The sequence below is a fragment of the Mucilaginibacter sabulilitoris genome (genome assembly GCF_034262375.1).
Lineage (GTDB): Bacteria > Bacteroidota > Bacteroidia > Sphingobacteriales > Sphingobacteriaceae > Mucilaginibacter > Mucilaginibacter sabulilitoris.
Genome location: NZ_CP139558.1, coordinates 5,749,784 through 5,775,815 on the forward strand (window position 1 = coordinate 5,749,784; position 26,032 = coordinate 5,775,815).

Here is a 26,032-nt window from a genome sequence, read left to right on the forward strand (position 1 = left end):
ATTTGGCCTTTAGCCAATTTAAAGCTCTCCTGAATTATGTAGTCGATGTAAACAGCTTAGCATCAATTTGTTAAAAAGAGAAGATGTGCGCTATTTATACGGATGAATTGATCCGGGTATTTCCTCTAAATGCGATGGCATTCAGTATGACTAACTTGGCAGCAATTATTGTTAAATTCCAGGAAGACTTGTTGGGCGAAGGAAGTTAGTTGTAATAGGTTCATGAGCAGGTTTAAATTAGGTTTTTCAAATATATATAATTATTATTCCAAACAAATAGTTTCTAATAATATTTTCAAATGTAGAATATAACAATTCTGAACGCCTACTTGTGAAACAGAAACGTTGCCTCACAAAAAAAATCGATAGAATGTTTGATGGAATGCCTCACAAGCAACCGCGGGAGAACTATTTTGCCCTGATTTTCTTTAACCGGAATTATGAACTTAAGCCCGTAGCATAGACTGATTCTGATCCACGGAAATGAAGATAACAGGTTTGAACATATTCGCAGACGATATGAATTTTATAGCGGCAAAACGTATTGGGGAGCAGGAGAATATGATAAAATCTGCCTGAATCCAATAACAAAAACTGTTTGAGCTTATGCAATTTAAACACACTGTCTATACTACTTATGCCCTTACATTTTTGTATTTCTAAACTTTCCAGGGACTGTAACGCTTCTATACCTCGAAGCGAGGTTAGCTTTTTTAAATTTCCGACGCTAACATATTTTAATTTTTTCAAAAGGAATATTCCTTCCATACTTTCTAAATTTGAATTTAATACCGTTAATTTTCCAAATTAATTAAATTGGAAAAATCAGTACTACTTTTCATGTTTAATTTATTTATTCCAAGACTGCATAGGGTTTTGCATTCAAATAATGAATCAGACCCTTTTCTCCATTCAAAACCACAATTAATAAGTTTGGGAAAGGCATTGAAATTTATTGGCGTTTTACAATAGGTTGATATTTGAATATTTAATAACTCATGCAAATAATGAACAGCTTCTATTGATCGGATACGTAAATCGATAATAATTAATGATTTCAGATTAGTAAGATATTGAAGAAAATTCACATTGTCACCATACCAGCCCTTTCCGTCATTCAATTCTAATTCCGTTACTTCGTTATCCAATAGTAGTTTTAAAAATGAAGCTTGCCATCCTGTTCTTATTACAGCTTTTGTTCCATACATTCCTTTTTCGAATTCGATGTTGTTGCTCATAAATTTATGGGATTTTAGGTAATAAATATTGTCGCGAAAGTACGATGGGGTTGCGCACATTTTCGAGCACTTTCACTCCATTTTGATAAATTCCCAGCAAAGGATTGATTCTTAACTATTCAGCAATTTATCGACCAGTTTTACCACCAAGAACTGTTGTTGTGTCCGAGGTATGTAAATTATTTAAACCAGCTACCGGACCTTTCTCGGCATAAGCTCCTTGTTTTTAATTTCAGGGATTTAGGAAAAAAAAGCAAATTGGCGGAAAGGAATCCGTGCTAATGGTATACTGTAAATGTCCCTGCCCTACTCTATAGTGCCATTTTTTAGGTTCGGGCGTAAAAAAAACAACCGTTGTTAAGTTACTTTAGACTCATTTTCAACATCAAAAATGGCTCTGCGATCCAAATTTTTATCATGTAAAGCATTAAATATTTCTAATTGTGTTTCGTTAATAAATTTTTTTAGGTATAAAATATCAAAGTGCCTTGCAAATTCGCTGATTTCGCCACCTTCCAATTCATAAAACGCAATTGTAAAGTATATACCACTTCTCCATTTTGAAGTAGAATGATTTTTTATAAAAAACAATCTTTTCCTCAATTGATCTAATACTAGATTATCAACGATACAATCATCTGAGATTTTCTTATCGTTAAAGCTTAAAGTTCCAATTACAGGACCTCCCATATTCACAACTTGGCGATCATTAGTGATCGAAAAAACTAATCCTGAAATTATTGTATATCGCATTTTTATATATTGTTATTTTAACGGAACAGGTGTAGGCGTGTATAATTGTGGCCATGTACCTGGTCCCAAACCAGCTTGAGGCCCTACGAGGCCCACTTTTACAAACGTTCCTACCGGAATGACTTGACTAGTCCATGGTCCCAAAGGATCTTGCCACTCCGGAAGAATCTGAAGCAGATTACGACAAACCATTCAGTATTTCCTACTGCTTTGGTGCCAAAATGCTTAAGGGAAATGCCCCGCTTTTAATAATTTTTTGAGACATCTCAACTTACATTAATAATGATAGGAGCCTAAAAACGATTATCAATCATGAAGCCACAGATATTAAAATAGCGGTCTGTAATATTTTTATGCACAATACCATCGTATTGTGCTACAACGATTTTACATATATTTTGGGATTTTTCGTATGGCAAAATCGTTAAATCCTACAGAAACTAACAACGCTTGTATATCACTTTTAATTTTGTGATTATGAGAAACTTCTAAAATCACCTCTAATATATCTAAAGATGATGTAACTTCCACTACTTGTCCAATGTGCCTACCCTCTATTGTATCGATAATTAAACCTCTTAGATTCAAATCAGTTAGAGTATTACCTTTTTCAGATAAATTTCAATTTGGCAAGTTCTCTAGGTTTTATCTTACATTAACATTTTCGCGACGTCCGCCTTCAATAATGCAATATTAGTATCAAGTTTCTTCTTTTTAACTACCTCTGCTAAAAGCTCCAATTTGGTTAAAATTGCTTGTTTTAAAAAAGCACGCCGATCCAATTCTGATTTATTGAAGAAGTTTTCATCCGTCACAATTATCGGTATTCCTATGGATTTTTCGTTTTTTCTATAGTTCTCAATTTCTTTTAAATTCTGAAGTAAATATGGTATTGGCTTCACATAAAACTGAAATAAAATTATAGCCAAGTCTTTTCCATAGGTTTCATTTCTCAACTTTTGCAAAGTATCACTAATGCCATTTTTATCCCATACATAAGTGCTAAATAGATCGCCTTGATCTCTTGCCATTTTTTTTTCTTCCTCGCTCGCTCCGTAAACAAGTGAAGGATAGGAAACATAACACCCTAAAAATTTATCTTTATCTTCCATCGTTCTAATGGATATTTAAGCTTAATGGCCCCCGCTTAATTTGATTTTGTTGAAATTCCCATTCATCTGCTGCGGCTCTATTTGGAAATAATATTGGATCTACCATTTTCTTATCCATCATAAATGATTTTGTGTATCTTGTTTCCGGTACTAATTTAGAAGTAATTCCATTCTTTAAAAACTCCCCTTCTTCTGTATATAGTTTGTACCCCCAGGTTGGCCTCAAACTCTTCAATGAATTGCCATGTACTAATATCTCTTCTGCTGTTAATACTTCAGCTTTTTTTGCCGCAATGCTTGCACCGTCAGTTGCTAATGCTAAAGCAACATCGAATTCTATATATGTGGATTCGGCTGTCCCCCTACCCTTTGTATAGCCAGTATATTTATTATAATCACCTACTCTCAAAAGACTCTCATAGTTCTGTCGGACTGAGTTATAAGTTATCTTATCTATCATTTGAGTCATCTGAGATCCGTCACCATAATGCGGCTGAGAAGTCTCTACATGAAACCTCTATAATATTCAAAATAATTACGAGGGATCGAATAATCAAGGTGCCCAAAGTAGTTATAGTACGTTCAACTTTAATCCTATAGAAAAGCTTATAGAGCTTTTCGAAGAGAACAAAAAACTTTATGAGCGTCTCTTAAAAGCCGAACAGGAGAAAAACGAACTGCTGAAAGGTAAATAACAATAAGCAGTGTCAAAAAAATATTAAATTGCCATCATCAAAAAAGGACAATTCTTTTGTCCAATTGTGATAAAAAATAACCCCATATAATTTATTCCTATACTAATATTAGGGGTATTCAATAAATTGCAGCGATGAATGATAACCATATTGCGAAAATTGCTTTTTTTTTGATAATACTTTGTCTCACGAAATCAATTGCTGAAGCCCAAAGTGCTATAAATCTCACACTTAAGCGAAAATTGGATAGCATTATGGTGCTGGATCAAAAATATAGAGAGGATATTGTTTTACTTATGAGTCCTGGGAATGAAGAATACCTGTCTAAAAAGTATAATGTACAAAAAAAACTTTTAAATCAGACGCTTTGGAAGAAACAACACACAATTGACTCTGCCAATATTGTTTATATCTCGGCAGTAATTAAAAGATATGGTTATCCCGGTAAGTCTCTTGTAGGGACACCTAGCAATGAAGGTGCCTATTACGTCATTCAACACTCCTCAAGAATCGAGGAATACATAAAAACTATCGCTATAGCTGCTAAAAGAACTGAATTACCGTTCCATTTATACGCAATGATGGAAGATCGTTTTTTAATGGATAACAATAAAGAGCTAATTTACGGTAGCCAAGCAGCGTCTATTACCTTAAACGGCAGTATTAACAGTTATATAATTTGGCCTATCAAGGATCCTTTACACGTAAACGAGCTCAGGAAAAAAGCTGGCTTTGAGCTAACTGTAGAACAAAATGCAGAACGATTAGGCGTTAATTATAAAGTAATTCGAATGTCTGAAATTAACATGAAGAAATAAGCTGTACATCAGCTGCTATTTAAGTGAATTTTAAAAAATAAGTTTCCTCTGCGTTCTCATGGAACAAACCTGGGTGCTATCTACAGTTTTGGCAGCTTAGGTTTCAGACTCTTTATTTATTCTATTACCTTACGATAATCTTCAAAATAGCATTTTTTGAGTACAGTTCCGCCTTTAAAAACCAGGCCGTTTCTTAACTTTTCGTTCTTCGAAACGCCGATGAGTACCCAGGTTAGCACATAATCTTTTTCAATCTGCGGCGTATTTACTTTAGCCTCGGTCGCCCGTTTATTAATTTCTTTTGGTGATATCATTTAGGTATAGATAGGTGAAAGTATGGATTGATGATCGATGTTTTCCTGAATATTCCAGCGGGAAATCAGCCGTCCCTCTTTGGGCCTGGAAGGATCCAGCAAAGGATAACCAGATACTTTTATTTGCCGCAGGCTGTCAATAATGGGTGTGTCGATTTCTAATAACTCCAATAAATAGCCCAGCCTTTTGAATACTGCTTTACTACCAAACCGCTCAGCATATTTTAATAGCTGGGTATAATTAATTTTGTCGCGGGTCTTGTAAATTGCCTTAGCAATCTCTGTGATGCCGCCGCCATATTCAGGCATAAATAAAACATCGATAAAGGTTTTCTCCAGGTCAGAGCACAATACACGGTCCTGTCCGTTGATCCATATCTTTTTACTGCCAAAAAAATGCTGGTGGTTATGGTAGATAAATTGGAATTTAACTCCTTTTACCTCCATAATTGACGGCCTCAATTGACGATCAACAACAATCTGCTCACTCAACGAAGGCTGCGTGATCAGGCTGTGCAATTGCATAGCCGAGTAATAACCAATATAGTATTTGGCGTCACCTGCCAGCTGTGCGCCAACCAAATGCCAATCGGGCAGAAAGGACTCAGCTTCCTGATCATAAGGAATGACATAATACCGGCCTGATTTCAGTCGCATGATCAAACCTCTGTCAGTCATATCACTTAACAGCTTTACAACAGTATTGGGCGAAGTTGCCATCATATTGATCGCATCTAGGGTTGTAAACGCGTTAGTTCCCTCTCCGTTCAATTTTGCCAGAAGTGTTGCAGACTGAGGTCCTAGTGTTTTATGTTTCATAGTTGAAATATTACTTCAAAGGTAATAAAAATACTATAAGATATAATATTAAGTTATTTTTGTAGTACAAAAGTGAGTTTTCAGGTAATAAATCGACTATGAAACTTACATTTAAAAAAGGTCATTCTATTATTTGGTGTTGTAAAGTCGTTTTAAAGGATTAAAAACCAATACTGACTACCGATTAAAAGACCTTCAATTACATGTGATCCATCTATTCAATAGATAACTTTCAATAGGATAGCCTTCAACGGACAATGACCAATATGGGAGCCAAAAAGCCGTGAGCAGATAGCTAATGCCCTAAACATAGCTTGCCGCTTTTGAAGCATTTCTAAGTGTTGGAGTAATTCGGCTTTCAATAAAGCTTAATCAAGTTTTCGTAAACATTAACAACCTCTCCTGCATATAAAGCCTCTATATCTGCATGATTATAAAGCGCTAAGTGTGCCCATTCATGCAATTGATCCCTGTATTCCTGCGGTTTAATTTTCTGAAACACTTTCTTGACCGCTTTATACGATTCGATCTGTTCTTTCAGGGACAGGTTTTTAGGATAGTATTCCCAGAGTTCCTTTTTCTTCCTCCAATTGGGCTTCTGTAATCTTTTCCCGCTGGTAAGCGAAGTTCTGGTAACCACATAACAGCAGGTACATCGCTTCCAAAATCCTCAAGTTGAGGTCATAAATGAAAAGCAATATGCCGGGGCCATGACGCTTGTCATCATAATGCTCATCGTTAACCACGTAATAACGCCATTCCTTTAACCGCTTGCCGTGGCCTTTTACGGAATCAGCACTAAAAAAATCGACTACTACAGCCATTGGATTTTCTACTTCGTAATGGCGAAGCGTCTTGGGGTAATGTTCCCAGGGGGCATAAGTTCCGTTATTCATGATGCTCTTCTTTTTCACCGGCCTCCATCAGCTGGCAAAACAAATTTGGCACGTCAAAAAATTCTAAACTATTCTGTGACTTTCTATCCGATACCTCAAAAAGCATATTTTACCGGCTATTATTTCTATATTAGATGGAGTCCGGCTTTTTATTATTTTTATTAATTTTGAGACAACGATAAATACTACCTATGAGTACCGCTACCGATAGACCAAATCAAATACACCAAGGGCACAATCTGAAACGTTTCAGAGAAATGCTTTCCTGGAAACAAGAAGCCCTTGCAATAGCATTGGGAGAAGATTGGAATCAAAAGAAAGTGTCACTACTGGAACAAAAAGAGATAATAGAAGAGGATGTACTTCAGCAAGTGGCTAAAGTACTTGGTGTTCCAGCGGAAGCAATAAAAAACTTTGATGAAGAAAAAGCAATCAATAATATCCAAAATAATTACGATAATTCGACTGGTGCTATGATGAACTATGGATGCACCTTTAATCCGATTGAAAAAATAGTTGAACTTTACAACGAAAAAGTTGAATTACTTGAAAGATTATTACAGGCTGAAAAGGAGAAAAACGAACTGCTGAAAGGCAAATAACAATAAGAAGTGTCAAAAAAATATTAAATTGCCATCATCAAAAAAGGACAATTCTTTTGTCCAATTGTGATAAGGTTCCTCTAAAAAAGATAGGGAACCTTATTTCTTTTAAGATTAACCCCCGAAAAGGATTGCCTCTTTTGGTCATCATGTTTAACTTTATGTTATCTATCAAACTCCAAAGAAGTAAGAATAATGAAGATTGTTTTAATAGGCGGAAGTGGTCACATTGGAAGCTATCTGATTCCCAAATTAGTTCATGCAGGACATAAAGTTTTAAATATATCCCGTGGTCAAAGCAAGCCGTACAAAGAAGATAATTTATGGCGCGAAGTTGAAAATATTGTTCTTAATAGAGACAATGAGCCTAATGGTGAATTTGAAAGAAAAATTGCAGCGATCAATGCTGACATTGTAATTGATCTGATCAACTTTTCGCTTGCTGACACGAAAAATATGGTCGAGGCATTAAAAAACACAAACCTTTCGCATTTTCTTTACTGCTCATCGATCTGGGCGCACGGAAAGTCAACCACTCTGCCCATATTGGAAGATCAGCCTAGGTTTCCGTTAGATGAATATGGCATAGACAAAGCTAAGAGCGAGGCATTTCTGCACGACTTATATCGCAAAGAAGGTTTTCCAGAAACAGTTATTATGCCAGGGCAAATATCAGGCGCAGGATGGGTCATCATTAATCCTGTCGGTAACCTGGATGTTAGTGTTTTCAAAAAAATTCAGCGAGGCGAAAAAATTGCGATTCCAAATTTCGGAATGGAGACACTTCATCATGTCCACGCTGATGATGTTGCACAAGTTTTCTTCCAAGCCATTAGCCATCGCAATTCCGCTTTGGGAGAAAGTTTTCACGCCGTAGGGTCGCAATCAATAACGCTTTTAGGCTATGCACAGGCATTATACCGTTGGTTTGGCCATGAAGAAAATATTGATTTTCTACCTTGGAATGAATGGTGTGATTACACGAAAGACAAAGAGCATATAGAAAAAACGTATTTACACATTGTCCGCAGTGGTCATTTCAGTATCGAAAAAGGAAAACGCCTAATTAATTACTGTCCGAGACATACGTTATTAGAAACGGTTTTTGAAAGTGTTACCTTTTTATCAAAAAATAATTGGCTTGAGAAATAGAAATATATGTTCAGCAGAACGAAGTCTGAAAATAAAAAGATTTTATATTAACATCTTCGTCAGATCTGAAAACCTTCAAAATATAATAAGTTTCCTCTGCGTCCTTTGACGACAAGCCTGGGTGCTATTAATAGGTTTGGCAGCTTAGGTTTCAGACTATTTCTTCTATTACCTTTTCCGTCCTTTTGATTTCATTATTCGGCGTGGAGATTTGGCCACGCCGATTTTGTGTTATAATACAAATTGGCTTTCGCTTGAAGATCCACAAAGTGAGCTATACCTTTTTCTTGATAAATTGTCAATGTATCCACGGTTTTGTAAACAACCTTAAGCAATCGTCGCGCGACAGCCTCAATTGCTTTTTGCGCTTTCATTCGCTTTCGCAACTTTTCAAATAAGGCATGCCAATATGAGTTCTTCATCCGTACCGCAGCCCAGGCAGCACCGACTATGGCTACTCTTAAATAATTGTTCCCTTTCCTGATTGCGGTGTTTTTCCACTTGCCGGCACTTTCATTATTTCCAGGAGCAATGCCACACCATGCGGTAAAATGACCGCCAGTAGGAAACCGGCTCATGTCTTTACCGGCTTCACTGATTATTATTTCAGCAGATTTTACACCTATTCCGCTTATACTATCAAGGCATTGAAATGCTTCTGCATAATGTTCTTTTATAATTTCAGAGATAGCATTATTTAAAAAATTCACCTGCTTTTGTATGTGGTCATAATCATCTAAAAGCATCTGTAGTTGTATGTGATGATGATTTTCAAGTGTTCCGTCCAATGCTTTTATAAGTAAATCTTTCTTATCTTTTAGCATCCCTGGATTTGATGTAACTGTCCAGAATGAACAGGAATTGCTTTTTCAGGTGTTCTTTGTTTTTTTGGCTTTTCGAGATCGTATCCATCAGCGCATCTATACAGGTTAACTTTTGTGCCAGGGCATATTGATTATTCAGCAGGTCTGCATTGGCTTTTAGGATTTGTGTATTAAAACTTTCGATGATCCTCGCTTGTGATAGCGACACCCTGTCCATTTCTGTTTTGATCGGAATAAGCAGCATGTTCTCCTGGCTTCTGATAAAACCGATATACTGTTGGTGATTTTTCATCAGGGTGTTTTTTAATAATTCATCATTCAGGTCCAACGGATCTTTCTTGCTTTTATAAAAGTAATCGATCATCTGGATAAACACCTGCCGCTTCGTCCTGCCCAGTTTAAGGGCAATCTTTTCAAACTTCTGATCTACCGTAACCGGGTATCTCACCGATCTGATATTGATATCTTCCATGTTATTCCTTTCATATTGACGGCATAGCTGTCTGTACGATTATGTCATTATTCCTATATGCAGGATACCGCCAAGTATCCTGTTTTTTTTTATTTCATAGGCGTAAACGCCCTTAAGTATCCCCGGAGGATACGTAAACCCCCCGTAGCGAAGCGTAGGGCAAGCAAAGTAGGGCTCTGCCCGACTTCCGCTTGCTTTCTTGCTCCTTGCTCCTTGCTCCCTTGACTCGCGGAGCGACCTGTGCGCTTCATACCTGATTTGCGATGCAAATCAAATCCGATAAAGCTAAAAGCTGTACTGGATTTATGGAAATAAAGTATCGGGTTATACTTCTTAACCGGCAGGCCAGTAAACCTGGCTGCCGAGTTTTGGATGATAAGATGGCTGGTAACGGATATAACCGTATTCATCCAGTTCCCGGATGCATTTATGGTAGGTCGCAATCGAAGCAATCCTGCTGAACGCCATCAGGTCCCTGCGGGTAACCGCAAATGGGCTGACAAAGCCATTCCGTTGCCACTGGATAAATAAAGCGGAAAACAGGCTGATATGTGTTGCTATCAGCCGCTCGTCCCGGCTCATACGACGCAGGAGCTTGCCGTAACCGGCGAGCTCTGTATTGGAAATGGTTTGTCTCATCTCAAGCCCCTTTCCAGCAGCTTGTTAATATCCTCCAACTTGTAATACATGATGCTGCCTATCCTGGTAAAACTCAATGTACCATTGATCCGTAGATTCTGCAACGTCCCCGGGGAAATGCCCAGTAGTTTTCTAACCTCGGCACTCCTCAGCCATTTCTTAGTGCTGCCCTGTCCAGGCTGCATCAGCTTTTTAATCTCGCCGAGCATTTCGTTTTTAAACTCTCTCAGTTCTTCTTTTGTAATTAATTCAATTGCTGTCATCATCTAATTCCTTTTGTTATTTTCTGTGTTAGCTAACTCCGCAAATAGTTCAATTTGCAGAGATATAAAATCTCTAGTATGGATAAATAAAATGTACTTGATGCGTTCGACCTCCTTTCCTAATTGAACCGGTTCAGCGGAAAGATCAAATACTAGCCGCTGAATACTATGATTCAAAAGTGAAGGCTAAAACAGGAAAGTGAATGACCATTGGAGGCGTTTGGTCACGAATGAATCAAGGATTACTTCTTTTTTGGGATAGGAACTATCTCGAAAAGCTTGTCTTTTTCGTCAATGTTCAGATATTTAGTAAAATCTGTATCTTTCTGAGATGGGAAATAATTCTGGGCAGTGCCAATTGGTATATTGTTTTCTCCATGCTGGAAATACTTAGCGATCATCTTATACCAGGGGCTTTGTGTTTGGGAGCGGGTCAGCTTATTGTCGTTAGGCAAGGTCAGTCTTTGGAACTGCTTAAGTAAATGAATGAAAACCGGTAACCCGCTTTTGTCGATAACAATCTTTTCAATCGTATCGTACTTTGTAGCTTCTTTTAATTGGCTTTCCAGTTCTATAATTCGTTTCTGTAACTGATCGATCAGCTTATTTTTGTCACTGATGACCGATTCTATCGCCTGCGTTTTATGCCATTGGTCAATAGTTTTCAGAAAAGCTACGAAAGTCTCGAGTTTAGGGATATAAACCAAACCTGAAGCATATTTTTCGGAGAAAGGATCAAGCCGTTTAAAATGCTTGATCCGATTTGTAACTATGTCGTATACATAATTGAAGAAATTCTCTTCATCGTCTGGGTTTGATTTTAAATAAAACGCCAATTGATAATCGTAAAATGGTTTATAATCTGAATCATTAATCTCATAAATCTTCAATAAAAAGAAGTTGCCTTATAATCGCCTGCTACGGAAAAACAGCCTGCCAATGTCGTAGCGATGGGCAAAGACCCGGAAGCGGCTTTTAAACTTGAAATATCCCTTGGTATTCATCATATTCATATTTTATGATGAACATAAAATTCAATTTGTAGTTTGGGTATATCTAATAAAGGATTTTAAAGAAATGTATTTGGATATTAAAAAACAAGTGGAATAAGAAAAATGACCAGCAGTTAAATAACAGATATTTTAATAAACATTAATACGCATTCTGGTTATGCTTTATCTTACGCAGGTAATTCCTTTGGCAGGATTAAGGAGCTTACATCCTTAAAAGTATTGTACCAGCAGATTTGGTTAAGAAAAAATCCCCGCCAATAATTTTAATAAACTTAAAATTGATCCGATTTTGAGGACTGCATCTTTTTTCTTATTGAAAACACGCAGGAACGATTTGGATTTGACACCCTCTTTAAGCAGATTGAAAATTTCGCGATCATTACCTAAATATTTTTCTTCAACGCCCGATAATGCTGCTGCTGCTTCCTTAATTAAATCTTTTAATTCAATAAAGGCATCTTCCAATTTTTCCTCTTTTAGCTCAACGATGAAGGAGTCTGTTATAGCATTATTATTTGTCTGAAAAAATAAAACAAGTGGAGTCTTGACAGCCTTATCTATAACGAAACTATCTTTCAAGAAGGGACCGGCACGTTCGATGGGGGTAGGTTTAAGTACAATTGGTACAAAAAAAGATATCGCTCCTTCTCCGGATCTGCTATTTTGTTCCTTAATTCTTTCCCGATAAATTTCCTGATGCCTTTTTTTATAATAGCGATCTGCAGAATCAATATAGAATATGCTCAGGAACTTCCCTGAAATGGCATCTAAAGCGTTCCAATAGGACTTATCTTTTAGAATCTTATTTACCGTATGATCTTTAAAATCGTATATCAAAAATGCAAATGCTAACGCCCTTGATTCATCCTTATGCTTTTCGCATATAGTTAACAAGTATTCATAGAAGCTTAGTGCATCAAATTTCTCATCATTTTTAAATACTAAAGGAACCATTTTCTTAGAATAATTTTTAGTGATTAAGGTTAGCTGTACCGTTATTGTCCAATAAATTCTGCATATGATTAACAATAATTTCCATATCAAATCTATAAATTTGATATGGATCTATGCTAAATAAATTTATTGACTAATATGTATGTGGACTTTAAAGGTATAGGAGCGCGTCTACATTGAAAAGATACCTTTCTTGTCTTGATTATTACTTTATAAAGATATTAGTTTTATGATGCTGTAAGTATTTTAAACTACTCTCAAAAACATTTCTTAGTTTTATATGAGGTCCGATATTCAGTAGCTCCTGTTCTTTGCGCAGTTGCTTCGATATAATAATGTAACCATCATCTTCGAAAGATATAAATCCCCTATCAAAAAGAGCATCTATTGTGGGTGACAGTAGTAATCCATTATACGGATCTAAACGCTCAATATTAGTAGAAGACCTCCATGGCTTTATATGAGATGCTTTGAGAATTTCAGGGATATTTACGTTTGTGATCGCACAGGTGCCCCATAGTTTTATTAAATGGATGCGGAATGCGCCTTGTCCAATTCTGCTAAGTGCTAGTGACCTTCTCTCCGTTTCTCGTTCACTGATGATATTTGGCTGAATTTCATCAGTCGAAGTAGTAAAAGCAGGGTTGCCGATTATTTGATAAATGAATGTGGAGGGCTTGTCCTCATTTTTAACAAAACTTACGGGTTTGACGATTCCTAGATAGAAAAATTCTGTGTGATGTTTATGTCTGTAAAATAAATGTATAGTATCTTTATTTTGCTCTGCTGCTATTATCCTGGAATCATTTCCCCCTTTTTCTTCACCTTCCCAATACAAATAACCGTCGTTTATATAATTGTTATATTTGGTAGCCGAGACCTGATTTTCTTTGGTAACAAAGAGAATTATTTGATCGGAGTAAGACGGTGTAACTACACCCCTACTAAGAGGAAAATGCGTTTTGTATCCCCAAACTTTTGCCAGGTATGGCCTCCCATAGACCTGCCCAATTTCAATTTCACTAAAATCAATTTTACTCATTGATACAGGCTAGGTTAAACAACCGTAAAACAAGGGTTATGAGTTATCTGTTCAATAAGTCAATATTTTTTTAAAAATGGCCTCCGCTAACAGTGGAGGAACCGCATTTCCTATCTGTTGCTGAACATGCATCAACGTACCTTCAAAAACAAAATTATCGGGAAAACTTTGAAGGCGAGCTGCCTCACGAACTGATAATCCTCTGTCCTGAAAAGGATGAATTAGCATGTTTTTTCTGTAATTTGATATAACAACCGAGGGAATAGCGGAGTCAAGCCTTTTATATATACCACTATGGCAGTTTTCTAAATTCGCATAATTTGTCATTAATTCCTCTGGGATAGCTCTCCAATTCTGACCTTGTTTTATGTGTTTATATCGTTCGACAACGTAATCTTCATTTTTGGAAACCAGATTTTGCTGTGCTGTTTCTGAATTAGATCTCATGGTCTTGGCATATATACCAACCTCCTCAATGCTTTTTTTATATGGGAGTTCTGAAAATTTATCTCCATTTGAAAGATCGGGAAGGTCAGAAATAGCTTCTTCAACGCTTACTGTGTATTCGGCTTTTTTTGGGAATTCAAAAGACTTGCCTAAGCGGTTACCGACCATTATAAATCTGTTACGATGTTGCGGCACGCCATAATCTGATGCATATAATACATCTTCAGTTGTTTCATAACCAATTTCGCGAAAGCATTCCTTTATAATTCTGACTGTTTCGCCCTTGTTAAAGGTTGTAATCCCCTCTACATTTTCAAATAAAAACCATTCTGGCTGCAATTCTTTTACAAATCTGACAAACTCATTAAAAAGTTTATTATTAATATTCTCTGATGTCCTTGTTTTCGTATTAGAAAGAGAAAATCCCTGACAGGGGGGGCCTCCGAAAACAATAAATGGAGGTTGTTTTATATGTAATAGCGGATCTATCTGCGTAATATCTTCGCATAGAATATTAACTCCAGGGTGATTGCGACTGAAGGTTTTTGCCGCTGAAACATCCTTTTCGACTGCAAGACCTATTTTTATACCTGCGTTTTCAGCTCCTAAACTCAGACCGCCTGCTCCGCTGAAAATATCTATTCCTATTTTTTTTATAGTTTTCAAAATGATAAGTTGTTGATTTTGAGTTGATTAAAAAATTTATAACAAAAATCCCCCACCAAACTAAAAACGTTGGTGAAAATACAAAATATAATACTTTTATGCCGAATTAACCTCATGCAATTGCTAAAAAATTTAGTTTACATTAACTCCTTCTGATTTTGCACTGGAATAAACCTGATAAAGTATTTTTGATTGTTTTTCAGATGGCAAGTCGATTTTACCTGAAGCCATCTTTTCTAAGACCCCGAGCTGCATAGAACTTAAGTTTTTAATCCCTTTATAATTTCGGTAATAGTCATAAAGCTTATTCCAATCCTCATAAGTCACTTTCAAAACGAAGACTTGTGCATCTATTCCTTTATCAACAACTTTTATTCCTTTGCTTTCTTTTATCTGATAGTTTTTTTCCGCTCTGTCTATAAATAAACGCGGATCTAAATCGGGAAAGTCAAGATCAATTTCCTGAACGCTTGTCCAGCACATCGAATTTTTAGTCCATTGGGTGATGTTTGCATATCCAGCAGCAGGACGGGTAATTTTTTGATATACCTGTTCGGAAATTAGTTTTAACATTTCTATAAGACTTTGCGGAATTTCCTGTGTTTCCCAAATCAGGTCGAAATTCAGATGAAGACCAGATTCCAGAGTTAGCGCAGAAAGATAGGAAACAGTATAAGCAACAGTCTGGGCTCTGAACCCACCATCGTACCAGGGGGCAGCGGAGATGATTTTTTCAACAGCCCTAAATAAAATTACGCGGCAGATTGCATCCTTAAAATATGTTTCCGTAATAGCCAGATTATCCTTTTCAAGAGTCTCTGTAATTTCATCAGCGAATTTTTTGAAACTTTCCTGTGCACCTTTGGACACGATATCCGGTCGCCTGCGCCACATTACTTCTGTTTTTGAAAGCAGCGTTTTATCGACTACCTGCTGTTTCGGATTCTCATTAATAAATCTTCCTTTTTCAGCCGGTTTCAAATATGCCTGACTGTTGAGGTATTCCCCTCTTACCCGTTCATAAAACCAATGAGTTCGCTTTTGAGAGCCGCCGATGGCTGGGGCATAAATTCTATTCGAGTAATCCTTCATGTCCTTATGAAAAGGGCTATTGGAGAAAAAATCAGAATTATTTATTTTATTCTGCGTATTAGCATATTCAGCCACTTTTGAAATAAAGTCATCCTGGTTTTCTGTTTTTTTAACCACAGATAATTTCATCTGAACTGCTACTTGAGAAACATCGAGATTTGAAGTCATCCTTGCTGCATAAATAGCAGAAGTTGTCTGCCCGCCATTAACGATCTGAAAATTCTTTATTTTTTTTAAATGACCGTCACTTCCGACTTCGACTGATTCCGCAGTTGCCGTAATCCCGTTGTTATATGCAAAGAACATTTCCGGTTTGTATTCAATTGTATTTTTTAAACCTTTATTGACATTGCCTTTGAACTGAAGGAAGGTACGCACGTTTTGTTCAAACAGCTTTTGCCCGTGATCTTCATAGATGCTGACCAGCAGATCTCCGTTGATAACGGTCAAATATGACTGATAGCTATTGTTTTCGTCATTTATTTTCAAACATGGCAAGTTCACTTCTATATCAGAAACTGCCGCTTTACTTTCGGATTGATAAATGTTATGCAGATACTCGATGTCTACAACACGAAACTCAAATTGTATATCCTTGTCGGTCTCTGAAGGAAGCTCCATTAAATTCCTGGTAGCTTTTCCGTCAGTAAGCACCATGAATCTTACTTTATGGAGTTGCTTTTTTTCGACGTATTTATAAATGTTATACGCCATAGAGTAAGCTTCTGACGTTTCTTCCATTTCTTTGTATAACCCCTCAGTGGATTTTTTATAAAAAGTCTTAAGGCGGTTAAATTTTGTCTCTATCTGTCCCTTTGTCAAAGTCTGAATTATATTGTCTTGGAAAAACTGGTGATTTAATATTGTAAGTATTTTCCTTTCATCATCATAATCATAACCGTAGGCCTCAATACCTTTTTTTATATATTCAGCAGGTGAGTAATTATTGGTCAGATCACCTACGCTGACAAGGTCTTCACAGACAATTTCAAAGAACGACTGAGCCTTTAAAAGTGCCCGGCTTTCCGCGTCACTCAGAATTGACTGTAAAAAGTCTTCATGGAATTCTTCAATTGATGCCATTGTGATCAGGTATTAAATGGTAAGGGTACTTCATTCGTGACACATTTCGCTAAATCAATAGAATACTGAGCAGTCAGGATTCTGCTGTCGACACCGCTCGATAATATTTTAGGAAAATCATCTGATACGAGATATGACTTACTTAAATCAAATGAATACGTAAAAAATGGGGGTTCGGTTACGCTCTGCATGTACCCATATGCCGAAAGTTTAGCCTCAAAAATATCTCGGGTTTCGTAATCCTCTTCCGGGATTAGGGCATTAACTGCATCGATCATGTCCAAAATTGAGATGCCATGGTTTGTATGTGTCAAGCCATAAACTGACAGATATAGTGGTTTTATTTCGCAATCAAGCTGCTGCAATGAGGAAATCTTTATTATTCTTCCCTTACTGGCAATAAACGATTTGACTTCAACAAAGAATTCCGGCAGAGAAAAGTCTTTTTTATCAGAGTCGGGACCCACCCAGCTTAAAATAGATTCTTGATACCCGAATTCAGGTATCAATGAATAAACTATAAAATAGAGTTCGGTAAGCAAACCCATCTGAAGAATTTCTGTCATGGCTGTCGTATTATTTTCACGTAGAAATTTCTGCCACCTTTTAATCCTAAGATTAATTACTGGAATCATACTGATTTCATTTGCACACTTACTGGCCATAAATACTAGGTTGGTACAGACAGAAAGAAATATTTCCCAATCGCCGTTATTAGTCAGGATAAAATACAGTTTGCCTGATTCATCGTCTGAAACTGGAATTACTGAAATCCCTTTGATATTTTCGGCAATTTCTATATCCGTCAAGGGAAACCCGAATTTAATAAGCAGGCCATACCTGTTTTTACTGTCTGTTACCCAAAAAAAATCATGAGCTGTTTCGATATCGATCCTTCGAGAAGTATCAGGTTTCATGTGTAGCCATGGATTCTCTGCAGCTTTAGTCATCGCTTTCGCTTTCTAATTTTAAACTGTCTGTTAAATTTTTAAAATACACTGTATTAATTAAAAGCTTAGCGGGTTTTTCTTTCGTGAGAGCATCCCCGGAAAAGCTAATGCCGAATGCTGCTAATTCATCTCTGTAATTCGGATCATCTTTATCCTCAACCTGGAGGATGTGGAGCATTAGTAATGGCCGCACCCGCGCCGCCCTTGCAGCCTTACGATCATTTTTCAATGCTTTTCTAGTTTCGTCATCTTCAATTGTAATAGACTCTGATGTTCCTGAAGACACCTGCCTATTCAAAACTTCGTATGCGCCTTTATTAAGTTTAATCCTTCTGTACTGTTTTTTAATACCAATATCATTAAATACAAAATCATCCCCATTTCCACTGTAAAGGGCAATATCCCAGTCTGTCGTGCGCTCGTCGAGGTATTTCAAAATAAAGGCAATGGGCATACGAGAAGTAAGCCCTAGTTTATCTTTATCCACCGTTTTGAATTCCTTTATGAACTTTTTAACTAAACTTTTATTTATGTTTTTCCAGACTATAGTTTTTTCATCAGTTGAAGGCTGGGGCAGTAAAACAAGTAAATCTTTGATTGCATTTATATTATGATCAATGCTTTCAGCTTCTGCACGTAAATAACTCGTTTCTTTTAAGGAGCCATCCAGCTGCATACTGTAGTAAAACTCCTGGACATTTTTCTGCTTGTTTCTGGCAGTTATCTGCAGGGCGCTGTCAGGGTTTTCTACCAAGTACAGGCCAAAATCATTGGGTGTTTTCTTATGCTCTGCCATCAGTTTAAAATCAGAAATCAGATCTTCAGTTGCCCGAATTATTTCAGCAAAGTCCCTTATTCGGTCCTGCGGCATAAATATTTTGCATATATCTTCATACCCGGGCCGGTAACCAAACCACCGCCCCATCTGCATTAAAGTATCATAAAATACCGTATTTCTCAAAAAATAGCTGATACTCAGTCCTTCGACGGTAAACCCTCTGGCAAGACTTGCACCGCCGATTACAATTGCGTTGGTAACGGTATCTTTCCGATATTCGAGAGGAATCGTTTTTTTTAAGTGAACTTCTCTGACAACAACCGTTTCTATATAAGCTGGAAGCTCGGCGAGTAACTGGTCCCATGAAAATTCAATTTCTGAAAGATGCATGTCAAATGATGTTTTAAGGTCACGAATTGTTTCACTTTGATCTAATGCATCGAAAAGCTTTGAATACGAAACAACATCCTTTTTTATTTTTTCTTTCAGATATTCTTCAGTCAGCGTAGCAAGATTTTTATGTACATCTGTAAATCTCGTCGCATGAATCAGCATACTGTTGTGTTTATTGCCCTGACCTCTTAATCGTCGAATACCTATATTCAAAACAAAAAGGCGAATAGCATCAAGCAGGCTGCCGGGAAGCTCCTCCAACTTAAAGTCTTTCTTGTGATCATAAGGAATACTAAATTCATTATCCTCGATGGGAATAAGATGCTGTTCTTCAGAATCGATAAAAATCTTACGGGCGCCGAAATAATTTGAAGGAGCGTCTAAAGCGTAGATGAAATCTTGTGGAAATAAATCGTTTCCAACATCTGTATGAGAGGCTTGATGATCTATGAATATATTAGCATAGGGTGTAGCAGTATAGGCGACATACGCAGATTTTTTAAACAAACTAAGCAGTTTCCTTAGTCTTAAATTTATGGCAGTCGGATCCTCTTTCTCTTTTGTATTAATTGACGCATAATCGGACTCATCATCAATAACAAGCATCGCATGATCTATATCGTTTCCCTTGTACTGCATTTCAAGCCAGTCAATTACGTTCTTTAACGTACTTGTATTTTTCTTAATAACCAATAATATGGGAACACTAACCGTATCAAAGTTAATACCGTGAGCCAGGCGGTCAGCATCCTGCTTATTAAAATCTCTTTCTACCGTTGTCAGACTATACGGCATCGACTCCCTTCGAGTGTTTCCAATTCCTGCACCAACCTGAGATCCCTTGTGCTGACCGATGAATGATTCATTCAGCCGCTCTTGAGTCTGATCTCTCAGATTATTTATGCCGCCCGCAATAACGACAATGAACTTATATCCAGCATCGGCGGCTTTGCAGATCAATGAAGAGTAATTCCCGGTTTTTCCAGACTGTACGTGTCCGACTACCATCCCATAACGATTGAAATCGCTTTTCGTAGGATTTTCGAGGTTATTCATCACGAGATCAGTATCCGTGTCAATAGTTTTGACCACCTCAGGAGGTAATGACCTCAGCAGGTAATTGCGCAGTCTTTCCCAATAGTAATTATCGGTTAACTGCTTTTGAATTGAAGTCCACCACAGGGTATCTCTTTTTTGCTGTTCATCGCCCTGGATTAAAATTCCATGCCTCATCTCTACATCAAAATGAATCTCAAATTCTCTTGTCATCCTGTGCCAGTCATCGATGGATAAGTTTTCATAATCTTGTACCGAAAGAATACTGATGAGGATTTCTTTAGGGACGGAGGCAATAACATTTTTGAAATTTTCAATTTCCTGGGATATAATTGATTTCCCAAGCGGGCTGGGCGTATCATTCAGCTTGTTGTATATAAACTGTTTTACGGCCTGGTAACTATTTGTCTGCATTGCTGATAAGGTATTTTCGGTTTATGTAAATTTCTGTCTTTAGTAATTCATCAATATAAGATTGCTGCAATCCCGATGCTAATAGTCTTTCAGTTAACGCTTCAATGTCAGATTCAGAAAGCGCAGTTTGCTGTTTGATTTGATGAGGGCTGTTCTGCAGTTTAAACTGAATAGCATCAATTGGCAGGTAAGCTTGCAGGCCTTTTAAGTAAATCTGCAGTTTTTGAGATGCAACACTGGATAATTCAGATTCGAGATCCGTAAATAAAGGATGATCCTGGTTGATAGAGAAACGAAAGTCGTCATTCAGCGGTAGAATTTCCCAAAACTGGATCACTGTTTTATCTTCGATTTTACGACCTCTTCCTGTAAAAGGTTTGGATCCAATGTCCGTTACTCTGCTTATAATTCTGCGAAGGTCAGTTTTTATGGCATCCGCAGGCCGTGCAATTGATTTCTTGATATCTATACCCCAAAGTGCATCCATGTCATTGGGGATATCAATTTTAATTCTAACCAGTTTATGTGCATCTACAATTTTATGAAGACCCCACCAGGTACCGTAGATTAATATCCTGTTCCCTCTGTACAAATAGAATCCCTGGGATTTAATATAACCTTCTTCCGTGGCATAATACTCATATTCCTTCTGAGAAAGTTTCGAATGATGAGGCAGTATGAATGGCTGCACATTCACATCTGACGAATAGATTTTAATTTTCTCCAGTTGCAGCTGCTGTGTAGCCGGATGATTAAGATTAAAAGGATTAAATGGAAGTACCGGGTTATTATTGATTTTTATTTTAACTGTTTTTTGATCTGCCCCTTCAAGAAAACGATGAAACACCAAGGCCAGGTGTTTTCTTACCTGATCAATTATATTAGTAAGGTTGTTTTTGTCGCATCGATCAATCTGCTGCCAGCATATAAGGGTCCCGCTTTTTAGAATATTTAGTTCATTATATAGCGGGAGATGTGCGATTTCTTCTGGAGTTATAAGCAGCCATTCGTTTTTTTCAGAAATGTAATCTAAATCCCATTGGCGGCAGGAGAGGGTGTTTTCTTTTTTTGAAATAACTGTCAGCCTCCTGCATTGAGAAAAAGATGCCGTCTTTAAGCCAAGTCCAAAACGCCCCAGATCATTTTTATTTCGAATTTCTTTGGGATTTCTCGAAGCAAGTCTCATGGCCTCAACCACTTCGTTTTCGGACATTCCAGAACCATTATCTACCATAGCGAAGACTAATTCAGGCTGTGGCACCATGGTAATCTGCAGATCATTGCAGCCAGCAGTTAGACTGTTGTCAATTAAATCGGCAACAGCAACTTCAAATGAGTAGCCAATATCTCTAATAGATTCAATAAAGTTTCCGACATTCGGATTGACCAGTTCAGTTTTTAACATATTGATAATAAGGTGTCAGGTCTCGCAGGAACTGTGAAGTTAAATTTACACTATTTTATTCTAAATACATCGATTTTTATCGTCAAGAAGTTTTAAGAGACCAATTAAAGTTTGATCTATTTTTGTAGTTTTTAGGTCACACTCCCAAATGACTATAATTCTCCATCCAAGGCTCTGAAGTTTTTTCTCTGTATCAATATCGCGAATAAGATTTTTACTGATTTTACCGGACCAGTATTCAATATTGGATTTAGGAATAACCGCATATTTGCAGTTTATGTGGGAATGCCAGAAACAACCATGTATAAGTATCGCTACTTTATACTTGGGTAAGACAATATCAGGTTTCCCAGGCAGTTTTTTATCGTGAAGACGAAATCTGAAGCCTTTCCCAAATAAATATTTTCTTACAAGCATTTCAGGCTTTGTATCCTTGCTACGGATTCGAGACATATTATAGCTTCTTGCTTCCTTTGAATGGGTGTCGGTCATTAGCTTTAAATTACAACATGAATGCCAAAATTCTGATTATTAACGGAGTGACATCGTAGGTTATCTAATTTCGAATAGGTAATATTACAAGCGGGTTAAATAAAAAGAAATACTTAGTTCTTACCTTTCAAAAGTATGGTATCTGCAATTTGCACAATTACGGGAAACCTTATTGCCAACTAATTTGCTGTTTTTTAACGCTTTTTTGTACGCTACGAGTATTCCAGCCATGGTGTCAAAGTATACAACAGTAGAAAAATGATTAAAACCTCTACCATATAAAGTTTCAATTCATGTTGACCTGACATTGTGACAAATGTAAATTAGTATTTTGAACTGTTAGGGAACGTGAACTTAATAGGGCTCGTTCCTTATTTAAGGATAAGCGAACACTAAATCAACTTCTCTATTTAAACAACTCAATAAAAAGTCTAACTGTTCTAGCGACACATATATTTATGGTGTGTTCTTTAAGAAATCCAGGTACAAGCTTGAAGCATCGAAAAACGGATAGTTATCTTTTTGCAGATTAGCCTGTATCTCATTGGTAGCGAGTTCTACAGCCTTTACTATATCTTCCTTAGACAGGTCTTTGTCAGGATGATTTTCATAGTCGAAGCCAGAATATTGCCAATTTTCACTAAGCTTTATCGCGTTGCTGAACTGTGCCGGAAAGGCTCCCGCCAGGATTTTTACCATTTTCTCGAGGGCAAAAATGAGATACGCTAAGTCCCCGATAGTTTCTGGTGTATGGTAAAACCTAGTATTCCCCAAATATATGTGATTGCCCTTTTCATCCCGATGATTGTGTGCAATAGCATGATTTCTGAACTTTCTCAATCCCTTCCATCTTTCAAGGATTCTTCGGGCCGGCCTGAGCACCTTTTTTAAACGTACAATTTCATCAAAATATTCCGGCTCGGTTTTAAGTCCTAAGTGTTGATCCCATTCATCAGTAAACGCGCAGGTTTTTAGAAGGATCTGATAAATCAGCGCCTCCCGGATGGTATCCAATGATATATTTTCTTCCGTTTCCAGATCATCAATATTATCAATCAAATTGCGATAGGTGAATAGAGCTGTAAAGTGCTGATCTATCAATACGAAAAGTGACCAGAGTGTCAGGACTGATATATCTAATTTGCTTGGCTCGACAGAATTAGTCGATGTGTTACTGGACATGGGATTCTGCTTTTTGAATAATATTAAATAAATGTCCGATCTTACAAAATAACCTGCCAGACCGAACAAAACGGATGATTTTTGGTATGTAAGAAGCAATTATCAACCCAATATTCGTAGGGTGATGCCAGAGCGAAACGACGACTTCGCGCCTGACTCATTCGCAGGTGCCTATCTCCGATCGCAGGTATCTCGAAAAATTGGTCAAAAGTTTCCCCCAGATAGGGGGGTACGAAGAATTATATCGCTTGGCTTTCGGAAACTATTTGCAAAAATGCCAATACGGATACCGTCTAAAATTGACCAATAATATTGTCCGGCTCCTCGACTTCATTTTACCAGTACGTTTGGATGAAATAGAAAATCAATTGGGGCATAGAAAAGGCTGTATTATTATGTTAGTTAAGAATAAACTTGATTTCGAATACGATAATCGATTATTTTTTGAAATTACATGCGCATTAACGGTAAAGCCGCATCAGCATAATCTCTTATTCGTTGTTGGAATATACCCATATCTGGATTTGCATATTTGCCTCCTTCGTCAATTTCATGTGCAATCTTATTTCTCATTGGCCTCAGTTTATCCGTTAATAACCTGCCTAATGTCCATCCGATAGATTCCGGCCAAACAAATTTATTTATTTCATTTTCATCAATCTTTATCTCAGTATCCATTTTGTATTGCTTCAAATCTAAGCCTTGCCTTTTTGCATTGTCATGGGTTAGCGCTTTAAATTGATTGACAAGTGTCAAACATTTGTGAATGCATAGGAGTCGATATGGGCTACTTGTCGAATTAATCATTTCCCGATGAAAAGAAAACAAGGCAGCGATATGATCGTTATACTGTTCTACAGGCCTCAGATGTAATCGAAAAGCTTATTAAAGGTATGGGCTGAATGAATTTGGCATAACGATAGTTGGTTTCAACATCCAAACCATTGACATTTGACAGTACCAGAGGCGCATGGAATTTCCAAGATAACATGCTTAAATATGGATCTACAAGATCATGAAATATTTCTAATGCATCATGCCAAGCAACAGCAGATATTGTACACGACACTGATGAGAGTCGTTTGAATTGATTTAGATGGACTGTGAACTTGCGCTGACTAGTTCCCTCAATTTCATAAGACTGTACTTCTGTATCAGTAACATTTAGGAGTGAATCGCCACCCTCCAATTTTCCAGCAACGATTCGTGAGTTCCATAGAGGGGGAACACTATAGAGTGTTCCCATGACTTTAAAATCACGGCTATAATTAAAGTTTATTAACTCTCCTTTTGGATTATCCGGTATAATAGGAACTATCGTTATATTCTCCATAAAACCGACCTTCTCTGGTCTTGTAGGAAATTCAACGTTGACATCTTCAGCCATATTTGAGAATTTAATTTAAAGGAACTTTTTAGCTATTATCGTTAATATTAATTGTAACATTAAATTATTGTTTTACAAGTTGATTTTAACGTGGTCAAATTTTTTAATTGTTGGTTGGGACTACTTTTCTTTCCATCAGTCGCCTTAAGAAAAGCAGCAAAAGAAAGTTGCTTTAAAAACAACTACAACAAAAGTGAGAGTGATAAATAGAGAAGGCGAACTATTCAGTAAATTCGATACCAAGTTCTTTTGATGCTTGTGCTTGAAATTCAGCATGTTTATTAGGATCATTCATTATTTCTTTTAAACGCAGAGCCGATAACTTCATATCAGTTAATGGCCTCAGAAGAGGTTTTGCTGATACCAATCTTAATTCAGCCTTTTCCAATAGCTCTTTAGCCATGTCAGAGCTGATAATCTCCGAGGGGACTGAAAATTTATCATCAACCATACTTACATAAAGACTTTCATTTTTTAAACTGTTTAATTTATCTACGCGACTGAAAACATCAATTATTGAGCCTCGAAAATCGGTTTTCTCATCAATGCTTTTTTCGTATAAATAAACTGAAATGAGTTCCGATTTTAATGAAAGCCGAGTTTTTTGCTGATGATCGCGAAATCCCAATTTATCGAGATACTTACTGTTTACCTCTTCACCCATATAAAAAGCAAGTACTGCTCTGCATAAAAGTGTGCTTTTTCCTACTTCTTCTATTGCCAATTGCGACAAGCTGTATGACCTTGCAAAGTACCCATTTGCAAACAATAGGGTGGCTTCGTCAAAAAGCGATTGCGCATTGCCGATTACCATACTAAAACCCTTTTCTAATTCTTTATCATTCATGTTATAAGTCTGTAGTAATCAAAGCTAACTTTAATTTGTTATCCTCAAATCAAGGATTAAAATCGTCATTTGTTTTTATCTTTTAAAAACATATTGTACCAATCCATATTAATGGTTACTTTTACGTAAGTCATTAGGAATCAAACGATATCAGATTATTTGTGAAAACTTCGGGAGTTGTCACAAATCAGAATTTGTAAATTATTGAAAATAAGGATAATACTGAACTCGGTT

27 protein-coding genes are annotated in these 26,032 nt (G+C 36.9%); 3 read left to right on the plus strand and 24 right to left on the minus strand.

Annotated features, from left to right (window positions below):
• Positions 1-794 precede the first annotated feature (794 nt).
• From SNE25_RS24400 to SNE25_RS24415, 4 genes are all read right to left on the minus strand, one after another.
• Positions 795-1,238 carry a hypothetical protein gene (locus SNE25_RS24400; protein WP_321561635.1) on the minus strand — a complete coding sequence of 148 codons (444 nt, stop codon included), beginning with the start codon at positions 1,236-1,238 and terminating at the stop codon, positions 795-797.
• Positions 1,239-1,595: 357 nt separating this feature from the next.
• Positions 1,596-1,991, minus strand: a complete 396-nt coding sequence (locus SNE25_RS24405; protein WP_321561636.1) for a hypothetical protein — start codon at positions 1,989-1,991, stop codon at positions 1,596-1,598.
• Positions 1,992-2,641: 650 nt separating this feature from the next.
• On the minus strand, positions 2,642-3,103 hold the full coding sequence (locus SNE25_RS24410; RefSeq protein WP_321561637.1) for a hypothetical protein: 462 nt from the start codon (positions 3,101-3,103) through the stop codon (positions 2,642-2,644).
• A gap of 4 nt (positions 3,104-3,107) precedes the next feature.
• A complete protein-coding gene (locus SNE25_RS24415; protein WP_321561638.1) occupies positions 3,108-3,563 on the minus strand; it encodes a hypothetical protein in 456 nt (151 codons plus the stop codon).
• Between the two features lie 369 nt (positions 3,564-3,932).
• Here SNE25_RS24415 and SNE25_RS24420 point away from each other — a divergent pair, with 369 nt between their 5' ends.
• Positions 3,933-4,616 (plus strand): hypothetical protein, encoded by a 684-nt coding sequence (locus SNE25_RS24420; RefSeq protein WP_321561639.1) that lies wholly within the window; start codon positions 3,933-3,935, stop codon positions 4,614-4,616.
• A 116-nt stretch (positions 4,617-4,732) separates the two neighbouring features.
• Here the strand turns inward: SNE25_RS24420 and SNE25_RS24425 are convergent, their stop codons facing one another.
• The 3 genes from SNE25_RS24425 to SNE25_RS24435 all read right to left on the minus strand — a co-directional run bounded on the left by SNE25_RS24425 (position 4,733) and on the right by SNE25_RS24435 (position 6,645).
• Positions 4,733-4,930, minus strand: coding sequence for a nucleotidyl transferase AbiEii/AbiGii toxin family protein (locus SNE25_RS24425; RefSeq protein WP_321561640.1), 198 nt, complete (start codon positions 4,928-4,930; stop codon positions 4,733-4,735).
• Positions 4,931-5,749 carry a type IV toxin-antitoxin system AbiEi family antitoxin domain-containing protein gene (locus tag SNE25_RS24430; protein ID WP_321561641.1) on the minus strand — a complete coding sequence of 273 codons (819 nt, stop codon included), beginning with the start codon at positions 5,747-5,749 and terminating at the stop codon, positions 4,931-4,933. It abuts the gene before it with no gap.
• Between the two features lie 551 nt (positions 5,750-6,300).
• Positions 6,301-6,645 (minus strand): hypothetical protein, encoded by a 345-nt coding sequence (locus SNE25_RS24435; RefSeq protein WP_321561642.1) that lies wholly within the window; start codon positions 6,643-6,645, stop codon positions 6,301-6,303.
• Positions 6,646-6,836: 191 nt separating this feature from the next.
• Here SNE25_RS24435 and SNE25_RS24440 point away from each other — a divergent pair, with 191 nt between their 5' ends.
• The gene (locus SNE25_RS24440) at positions 6,837-7,247 is read left to right on the plus strand and encodes a helix-turn-helix transcriptional regulator (protein WP_321561643.1); all 411 of its coding nucleotides are present in this window, start codon (positions 6,837-6,839) and stop codon (positions 7,245-7,247) included.
• Between the two features lie 195 nt (positions 7,248-7,442).
• The gene (locus SNE25_RS24445; RefSeq protein ID WP_321561644.1) at positions 7,443-8,399 is read left to right on the plus strand and encodes an NAD-dependent epimerase/dehydratase family protein; all 957 of its coding nucleotides are present in this window, start codon (positions 7,443-7,445) and stop codon (positions 8,397-8,399) included.
• Between the two features lie 194 nt (positions 8,400-8,593).
• Here the strand turns inward: SNE25_RS24445 and SNE25_RS24450 are convergent, their stop codons facing one another.
• The 17 genes from SNE25_RS24450 to SNE25_RS24530 form a co-directional block, all read right to left on the minus strand.
• Positions 8,594-9,223, minus strand: coding sequence for a transposase (locus SNE25_RS24450; protein ID WP_321561645.1), 630 nt, complete (start codon positions 9,221-9,223; stop codon positions 8,594-8,596).
• Complete coding sequence (locus tag SNE25_RS24455) at positions 9,210-9,695, minus strand: BfmA/BtgA family mobilization protein (RefSeq protein ID WP_321561646.1); 486 nt, start codon at positions 9,693-9,695, stop codon at positions 9,210-9,212. The genes SNE25_RS24450 and SNE25_RS24455 overlap by 14 nt, the downstream gene beginning before the upstream one ends.
• A gap of 333 nt (positions 9,696-10,028) precedes the next feature.
• On the minus strand, positions 10,029-10,334 hold the full coding sequence (locus SNE25_RS24460) for a hypothetical protein (RefSeq protein ID WP_321561647.1): 306 nt from the start codon (positions 10,332-10,334) through the stop codon (positions 10,029-10,031).
• Complete coding sequence (locus SNE25_RS24465) at positions 10,331-10,597, minus strand: helix-turn-helix domain-containing protein (RefSeq protein WP_321566242.1); 267 nt, start codon at positions 10,595-10,597, stop codon at positions 10,331-10,333. The genes SNE25_RS24460 and SNE25_RS24465 overlap by 4 nt, the downstream gene beginning before the upstream one ends.
• Positions 10,598-10,839: 242 nt before the next feature.
• On the minus strand, positions 10,840-11,433 hold the full coding sequence (locus SNE25_RS24470) for a hypothetical protein (RefSeq protein ID WP_321561648.1): 594 nt from the start codon (positions 11,431-11,433) through the stop codon (positions 10,840-10,842).
• A gap of 414 nt (positions 11,434-11,847) precedes the next feature.
• Positions 11,848-12,564, minus strand: coding sequence for a hypothetical protein (locus tag SNE25_RS24475; RefSeq protein WP_321561649.1), 717 nt, complete (start codon positions 12,562-12,564; stop codon positions 11,848-11,850).
• A 205-nt stretch (positions 12,565-12,769) separates the two neighbouring features.
• Complete coding sequence (locus SNE25_RS24480) at positions 12,770-13,606, minus strand: HNH endonuclease (RefSeq protein WP_321561650.1); 837 nt, start codon at positions 13,604-13,606, stop codon at positions 12,770-12,772.
• Between the two features lie 51 nt (positions 13,607-13,657).
• Positions 13,658-14,719 (minus strand): DNA cytosine methyltransferase, encoded by a 1,062-nt coding sequence (locus SNE25_RS24485; protein ID WP_321561651.1) that lies wholly within the window; start codon positions 14,717-14,719, stop codon positions 13,658-13,660.
• 132 nt (positions 14,720-14,851) lie between these two features.
• Positions 14,852-16,894: an AIPR family protein gene (locus tag SNE25_RS24490; protein WP_321561652.1), complete on the minus strand. Its 2,043-nt coding sequence runs from the start codon at positions 16,892-16,894 to the stop codon at positions 14,852-14,854.
• A 5-nt stretch (positions 16,895-16,899) separates the two neighbouring features.
• Complete coding sequence (locus tag SNE25_RS24495; protein ID WP_321561653.1) at positions 16,900-17,844, minus strand: PD-(D/E)XK motif protein; 945 nt, start codon at positions 17,842-17,844, stop codon at positions 16,900-16,902.
• Positions 17,837-20,485: a Z1 domain-containing protein gene (locus SNE25_RS24500; protein ID WP_321561654.1), complete on the minus strand. Its 2,649-nt coding sequence runs from the start codon at positions 20,483-20,485 to the stop codon at positions 17,837-17,839. Before SNE25_RS24500 ends, SNE25_RS24495 begins: the two co-directional genes overlap by 8 nt.
• Positions 20,472-21,890, minus strand: a complete 1,419-nt coding sequence (locus SNE25_RS24505; RefSeq protein WP_321561655.1) for an ATP-binding protein — start codon at positions 21,888-21,890, stop codon at positions 20,472-20,474. Before SNE25_RS24505 ends, SNE25_RS24500 begins: the two co-directional genes overlap by 14 nt.
• Positions 21,891-21,950: 60 nt before the next feature.
• On the minus strand, positions 21,951-22,382 hold the full coding sequence (locus SNE25_RS24510) for a very short patch repair endonuclease (RefSeq protein WP_321561656.1): 432 nt from the start codon (positions 22,380-22,382) through the stop codon (positions 21,951-21,953).
• A 456-nt stretch (positions 22,383-22,838) separates the two neighbouring features.
• Positions 22,839-23,564: a hypothetical protein gene (locus SNE25_RS24515; protein WP_321561657.1), complete on the minus strand. Its 726-nt coding sequence runs from the start codon at positions 23,562-23,564 to the stop codon at positions 22,839-22,841.
• A 450-nt stretch (positions 23,565-24,014) separates the two neighbouring features.
• The gene (locus SNE25_RS24520) at positions 24,015-24,242 is read right to left on the minus strand and encodes a hypothetical protein (RefSeq protein WP_321561658.1); all 228 of its coding nucleotides are present in this window, start codon (positions 24,240-24,242) and stop codon (positions 24,015-24,017) included.
• A gap of 166 nt (positions 24,243-24,408) precedes the next feature.
• Positions 24,409-24,951 carry a hypothetical protein gene (locus tag SNE25_RS24525; RefSeq protein ID WP_321561659.1) on the minus strand — a complete coding sequence of 181 codons (543 nt, stop codon included), beginning with the start codon at positions 24,949-24,951 and terminating at the stop codon, positions 24,409-24,411.
• 220 nt (positions 24,952-25,171) lie between these two features.
• Positions 25,172-25,798 carry an AbiV family abortive infection protein gene (locus tag SNE25_RS24530; protein WP_321561660.1) on the minus strand — a complete coding sequence of 209 codons (627 nt, stop codon included), beginning with the start codon at positions 25,796-25,798 and terminating at the stop codon, positions 25,172-25,174.
• Positions 25,799-26,032: the final 234 nt, after the last annotated feature.

Excerpts from the sequence above, each read along its gene's own strand:
- SNE25_RS24400 (WP_321561635.1), bottom strand. The coding sequence starts at position 1,238 with ATGAGCAACAACATCGAATTCGAAAAAGGAATGTATGGAACAAAAGCT.
- SNE25_RS24405 (WP_321561636.1), bottom strand. The coding sequence starts at position 1,991 with ATGCGATATACAATAATTTCAGGATTAGTTTTTTCGATCACTAATGAT.
- SNE25_RS24410 (WP_321561637.1), bottom strand. The coding sequence starts at position 3,103 with ATGGAAGATAAAGATAAATTTTTAGGGTGTTATGTTTCCTATCCTTCA.
- SNE25_RS24415 (WP_321561638.1), bottom strand. The coding sequence starts at position 3,563 with ATGATAGATAAGATAACTTATAACTCAGTCCGACAGAACTATGAGAGT.
- SNE25_RS24420 (WP_321561639.1), top strand. The coding sequence starts at position 3,933 with ATGAATGATAACCATATTGCGAAAATTGCTTTTTTTTTGATAATACTT.
- SNE25_RS24425 (WP_321561640.1), bottom strand. The coding sequence starts at position 4,930 with ATGATATCACCAAAAGAAATTAATAAACGGGCGACCGAGGCTAAAGTA.
- SNE25_RS24430 (WP_321561641.1), bottom strand. The coding sequence starts at position 5,749 with ATGAAACATAAAACACTAGGACCTCAGTCTGCAACACTTCTGGCAAAA.
- SNE25_RS24435 (WP_321561642.1), bottom strand. The coding sequence starts at position 6,645 with ATGAATAACGGAACTTATGCCCCCTGGGAACATTACCCCAAGACGCTT.
- SNE25_RS24440 (WP_321561643.1), top strand. The coding sequence starts at position 6,837 with ATGAGTACCGCTACCGATAGACCAAATCAAATACACCAAGGGCACAAT.
- SNE25_RS24445 (WP_321561644.1), top strand. The coding sequence starts at position 7,443 with ATGAAGATTGTTTTAATAGGCGGAAGTGGTCACATTGGAAGCTATCTG.
- SNE25_RS24450 (WP_321561645.1), bottom strand. The coding sequence starts at position 9,223 with ATGCTAAAAGATAAGAAAGATTTACTTATAAAAGCATTGGACGGAACA.
- SNE25_RS24455 (WP_321561646.1), bottom strand. The coding sequence starts at position 9,695 with ATGGAAGATATCAATATCAGATCGGTGAGATACCCGGTTACGGTAGAT.
- SNE25_RS24460 (WP_321561647.1), bottom strand. The coding sequence starts at position 10,334 with ATGAGACAAACCATTTCCAATACAGAGCTCGCCGGTTACGGCAAGCTC.
- SNE25_RS24465 (WP_321566242.1), bottom strand. The coding sequence starts at position 10,597 with ATGACAGCAATTGAATTAATTACAAAAGAAGAACTGAGAGAGTTTAAA.
- SNE25_RS24475 (WP_321561649.1), bottom strand. The coding sequence starts at position 12,564 with ATGGTTCCTTTAGTATTTAAAAATGATGAGAAATTTGATGCACTAAGC.
- SNE25_RS24480 (WP_321561650.1), bottom strand. The coding sequence starts at position 13,606 with ATGAGTAAAATTGATTTTAGTGAAATTGAAATTGGGCAGGTCTATGGG.
- SNE25_RS24490 (WP_321561652.1), bottom strand. The coding sequence starts at position 16,894 with ATGGCATCAATTGAAGAATTCCATGAAGACTTTTTACAGTCAATTCTG.
- SNE25_RS24495 (WP_321561653.1), bottom strand. The coding sequence starts at position 17,844 with ATGACTAAAGCTGCAGAGAATCCATGGCTACACATGAAACCTGATACT.
- SNE25_RS24500 (WP_321561654.1), bottom strand. The coding sequence starts at position 20,485 with ATGCAGACAAATAGTTACCAGGCCGTAAAACAGTTTATATACAACAAG.
- SNE25_RS24505 (WP_321561655.1), bottom strand. The coding sequence starts at position 21,890 with ATGTTAAAAACTGAACTGGTCAATCCGAATGTCGGAAACTTTATTGAA.
- SNE25_RS24510 (WP_321561656.1), bottom strand. The coding sequence starts at position 22,382 with ATGACCGACACCCATTCAAAGGAAGCAAGAAGCTATAATATGTCTCGA.
- SNE25_RS24515 (WP_321561657.1), bottom strand. The coding sequence starts at position 23,564 with ATGTCCAGTAACACATCGACTAATTCTGTCGAGCCAAGCAAATTAGAT.
- SNE25_RS24520 (WP_321561658.1), bottom strand. The coding sequence starts at position 24,242 with ATGGATACTGAGATAAAGATTGATGAAAATGAAATAAATAAATTTGTT.
- SNE25_RS24525 (WP_321561659.1), bottom strand. The coding sequence starts at position 24,951 with ATGGCTGAAGATGTCAACGTTGAATTTCCTACAAGACCAGAGAAGGTC.
- SNE25_RS24530 (WP_321561660.1), bottom strand. The coding sequence starts at position 25,798 with ATGAATGATAAAGAATTAGAAAAGGGTTTTAGTATGGTAATCGGCAAT.